Raw genomic sequence first — 4,615 nt, 5'->3', positions numbered from 1 at the left:
GATTCTCGACACGTTGATCGAAACCGAAATCGAAGGTCGCAAGATCGAGGACGTCATTCGATTGCCACGCGATTACGTTCGCAATCAGGACACCGTGTGGGTCATGAAAGACGACCAACTCGAAATTCGCGAGATTCAAATTGTCTTTCGTGACGCCAAGTACGCCTACATTCGCGAAGGCATCGAAGCGGGAGAAGAGATTGTGACCACGACCCTGGCGACCGTGGCCAATGGAGTCGGCCTGCGGAAGATCACGGACGACGAAACCGAGGTCCCAGAGGACTCGGACGAAGCGGTTGATTCCGACGAAACCGAGGAGACCACCGAGTGACCTCGTTGTCGAAATTGGTGCCTGAGGGTGGCCCAATCGCGTGGATGGCTCGCAACTCCATTGCTGCCAACCTGCTGATGCTGTTGCTGCTAGGCGGTGGCATCTGGTCAGCGTTCGCGATTCAAAAAGAGGTCTTCCCGCAATTCCAACTTGACATCGTGGAAGTGACCGTTGGCTATCCAGGAGCGGCCCCCGAGGAAGTCGAGCAGGGCATCCTTCGCCCGATCGAAGAAGCTGTCCGTGGCGTCGAAGGCATTCGAGAAATCACCAGCGAAGCTCGTGAGGGCCGCGGTGAAGTCCTGATCGAATTGGTCGCTGGTGAGAACCGCATGAAGGTTCTCCAAGACGTCGACCAAGCGGTCAACCGGATTCGCACCTTCCCAGACCAAATCGAACAACCCGAGGTCCGGCTGCAATCACGCCAGCAAGAAGTGATGCAGGTTGCGCTCTATGGCCCCATCGACATCTGGGCACTGCGAAAACTGGCAGAACAACTTCGCGATCAATTGCAATCCAAAGAACAGATCACCCAAGTCGAACTGCGCCGCGTGCCGGCCTATGTCACGCACGTCGAAATCCCACGACAACGACTGCGTGAGTACGGGCTGACGCTTCCCGACGTGGCGCAAATCATTCGCGAATCCAGCCAAGACGTGGCGGCGGGATCCGTGCAAACCACCGCGGGCGAAATCTTGCTCCGCGTCAAGGCTCGCAAGCAATGGGCAGAAGAATTCGCCGGGATTGAAATCGTTTCCGGACGCGATGGCCCGATGGTCACGCTCGGTGACATTGCCTCGATTCGGGACGGGTTCGAGGAGGTTGGCTTCCACTCTCAGTTCAGCCAAACGCCCTCCGTTGAACTCGACATCTTTCGAGTTGGATCCCAGTCTCCCATCGATGTGGCAGAAGCGGTCCATGAAACGATGGCGGAATTCGAATCCGTGCTTCCACCCGGCGTGAAGTGGCGAATCGACAGCAACAACGCCGAAGAGTTTCGCCGCCGATTGATGCTGGTCGCAGAGAACGCGGCGATGGCCGTCGTGATCGTGCTCGTGATTCTGTCGCTGTTCCTGGAATTCCGCTTAGCATTCTGGGTGATGACCGGGATGGCGGTTTCGTTCATTGGCGGTGTGCTTTTGTTGCCGGCGGTCGGCGTCAGCATCAACATGATTTCTCTGTTCGTATTCCTCGTCGTCCTCGGCATCGTTGTCGACGACGCGGTGGTCGTTGGAGAAAACGTTTACGAAAAACGACAAGCTCTCAAGGACCACGAAACCGCCGCCGTCCAAGGGACCCAAGAGGTTTCCGGTCCAGTCACGTTCAGCATTTTGACCAACATCGTGGCGTTTGTGCCGCTGTTGTTCATCCCGGGCGAGACAGGGAAGTTCTGGGGGCCTTTGCCAGTCGTCGTGATCATCGTCCTGTCGCTTTCACTGGTTGAATCGCTGTTCATTCTTCCAGCTCACTTGGCCCACGCACGCGACGCGGGCCGCGAACGCAACGGCATCGGCGGGCGATTGCATCACGCCCAACAAGCGTTCAGCCAATGGTTCAACCGAGTGGTCGAATTCTTCTATCGCCCCATCCTGATGGTCAGCCTACGCCATCGCTACATCACCGCTTCATTGGCCTTGGCATTGTTCGTCGTCATCGGCGGCTATGCGACCAGCGCGCACATGGGTTTGATTTTGATGCCCGAAGTGTCAGCCGATGAAATCGAAGCTGGCGTGCGAATGCCTGTTGGCACGACTCAGGCCCAAGCCGCGAAAATCGCTGACACGGTGACCCAAGCCAGCATCAAAATGTTCGACGAACACAATCTCTACGAGGTTGCCGAAGGCATCAAAACCAATGTCCGCGGACAAAGTTTCATCGACGTGGAAATTGTGCTGAAACCACCGGACCAGCGTGACATGACAGCCAACCAAGTCATTGAATTATGGCGAGAGCACATCGGCGACCTGCCCGGCGTGAACCAAGTCACCTTCGAAGCGGAAAGCGGGCCCGGTGGTCACCGCCGTGACATCAGCATCGACCTCAGCCACAGCGACATCGAAGTGCTAGAGAAGGCTGCCACGGCGTTCGTCGAGCGGGTCGAACTGTATGCCAACGCCAAGGATGTCAGTGACAACTACAACAAAGGCAAAACCCAATACGATTTTCGCTTGCGCCCCGAAGGACGCTCTCTCGGGCTGACCGATGAAGAACTCGGCGAACAGCTGCGTGGTGCTTTCTTCGGATCCTTGGCCCTGCGGTTGATCCGTGGAACCAACGAAACCGAAGTTCGTGTCAAACTTCCTGAAGAACAGCGAGAAGATGTTCATCACCTCGAAGACCTGATCATCCGCACGCCCAACGGCACCGAAGTCCCCTTGCTCGACGTCGCCGATGTCGAAGAGACACTCGCGTTCCGATCCATCAATCGCCGCGATGGACGTCGCTCGATCAATGTCTCGATGGATGTCGAACCCAAACGTGCTGTCACCCAAGTCATCGAAGCCCTGCGGAACGCAGAACTTCCAAAACTCCGAGAAGACTTCCCTGGAATCACCTGGAGCTTCGAGGGCAGTGACGCCGAGATGAGACGTGCCACTGGCTCGCTTTGGGGCTCGTTCGGACTGGCCCTCGCGGTGATCTACTCGCTGCTCGCGATTGCGTTCCGTGGTTACGTGCAACCACTGATCGTGTTGGTCGCGATTCCGTTTGGCGTGGTGGGAGCAATCATCGGACACATCATGCTGGGCTACGATCTCTCGTTGGTCAGCTTGATGGGTGTGATCGCCTTGTCCGGCGTCGTCATCAATGACTCCCTGATCATGATCGACTTTGCCAACCGACACCGAACCGGCCGATCGGCTTTTGATGCAATCTCACAAGCCGGGCTGCGTCGATTCCGGCCGATCATGCTGACCACCTTGACCACGTTCGGAGGATTGATGCCGCTGATTTTTGAGGACTCCCTTCAGGCTCAGTACATCATCCCCATGGCAATCTCATTGGGTTTTGGAATCCTGTTCGCAACCGGAATCATTCTCTTGCTGGTTCCATGCTTGTACTTAATCCTCGAAGACATTCAGGGATTGTTCTCGACGGACACGAAGTAGGCTCGGCAACCGATCCCCGTGTCCAGTGCATAACAAGCTCGAGAAATGTCCGATGCAACTCATTCCGTGTTGCAAGGTTCTTGTTTCGCGGACTTCTCAGCGTACGTAGGAAAATCGATGTAGCCTTCCGCACCGTGCGAATACCACACGGACATGCTGGCCATCTTCGCCAAAGGCCATCCGTTTTCGAACCGTTGCACGAGATCAGGGTTGCTGATGAAAGGTCGTCCGAACGCGATCAGATCCGCGGAACCGTTCTCAAGGGCCTCTTCAGCAGACTCGCGAGTGTAGCCCACGTTTCCCATCAAGATCCCGCTGTAAACCTTGCGAAAATCGGCGAGCGTCATCGCCGGCCCAAGCTTGTGGAACCCAAACCCAGTTCCATCCATCACGTGCAGGTAAGCCAGTCCATATGAGTCGAGCTGCCCAGCCACGTAAGTGAATTGTTCGAAGTAGTCAGGCGACCCCATGTCGTTGAACGAACCGTTGGGAGCCAAGCGAACACCAACGCGATCGTTGGACCAAACGCTGGTGACGGCGTCGACAACCTCGCCCAACAGTCGGTAACGATTCTCGATGCTACCACCGTATTGATCTTCCCGGTGATTGGATTTGGACTGCAAGAATTCGTCCAACAAATAGCCGTTGGCGGAGTGCACTTCCACGCCATCAAAGCCTGCCGACTTCGCACGTTCCGCCGCCTTGCGATAATCTTCCACAATGCCGGGCAGTTCGCTGGTCTCAAGAGCACGCGGCACCTCATGCGGTTTCTTGCCCGAGGGCGTGTGCACCCCGTCGCCTTCGATCGCGATCGCCGAAGGTGCCACCGGCAGTTCACCATGGTGGAAATCGCTGTGCGATGCACGCCCCGTGTGCCACAACTGCAAGAAAATTCGGCCACCGGCATCGTGCACCGAATCCACCACGATCTTCCAACGTTCCGCCATTTCGTCGCTGTAGATGCCTGGCGATTGAGGCCAACCAATGCCTTGCTCTGACACCACCGTGGCTTCGCTAATGATCAAACCAGCGGACGCGCGCTGGGCGTAGTACTCAGCCATCATTTCATTGGCCATGCGTTCCACTCCGGCGCGAGCCCGCGTAAGTGGCGCCATCACGACTCGGTTGGGCAACGTCAGCCCGCCAAGATCGAGTGGTTGAAACAAGACGGAGGTAGATT

General features: G+C 56.7%; 2 protein-coding genes and 1 pseudogene. 2 read left to right on the top strand and 1 reads right to left on the bottom strand.

Annotated features, from left to right (window positions below; translation table 11 throughout):
- Window positions 1-331, top strand: a pseudogene (locus ACF8AM_RS00415) (efflux transporter periplasmic adaptor subunit); the annotation flags it as partial.
- Complete coding sequence (locus ACF8AM_RS00410) at window positions 328-3,435, top strand: efflux RND transporter permease subunit (protein WP_392553727.1); 3,108 nt, start codon at window positions 328-330, stop codon at window positions 3,433-3,435. The pseudogene ACF8AM_RS00415 and the gene ACF8AM_RS00410, both read left to right, overlap by 4 nt.
- A 59-nt stretch (window positions 3,436-3,494) precedes the next feature.
- Here the strand turns inward: ACF8AM_RS00410 and ACF8AM_RS00405 are convergent.
- Window positions 3,495-4,615: alkene reductase (locus ACF8AM_RS00405; RefSeq protein WP_392553726.1), on the bottom strand; the 1,121-nt coding region annotated here is incomplete at its 5' end.

The sequence above is a fragment of the Rhodopirellula sp. JB055 genome (assembly GCF_043100905.1).
Lineage (GTDB): Bacteria > Planctomycetota > Planctomycetia > Pirellulales > Pirellulaceae > Rhodopirellula.
This window is presented reverse-complemented; position numbering and strand designations above follow the sequence as displayed.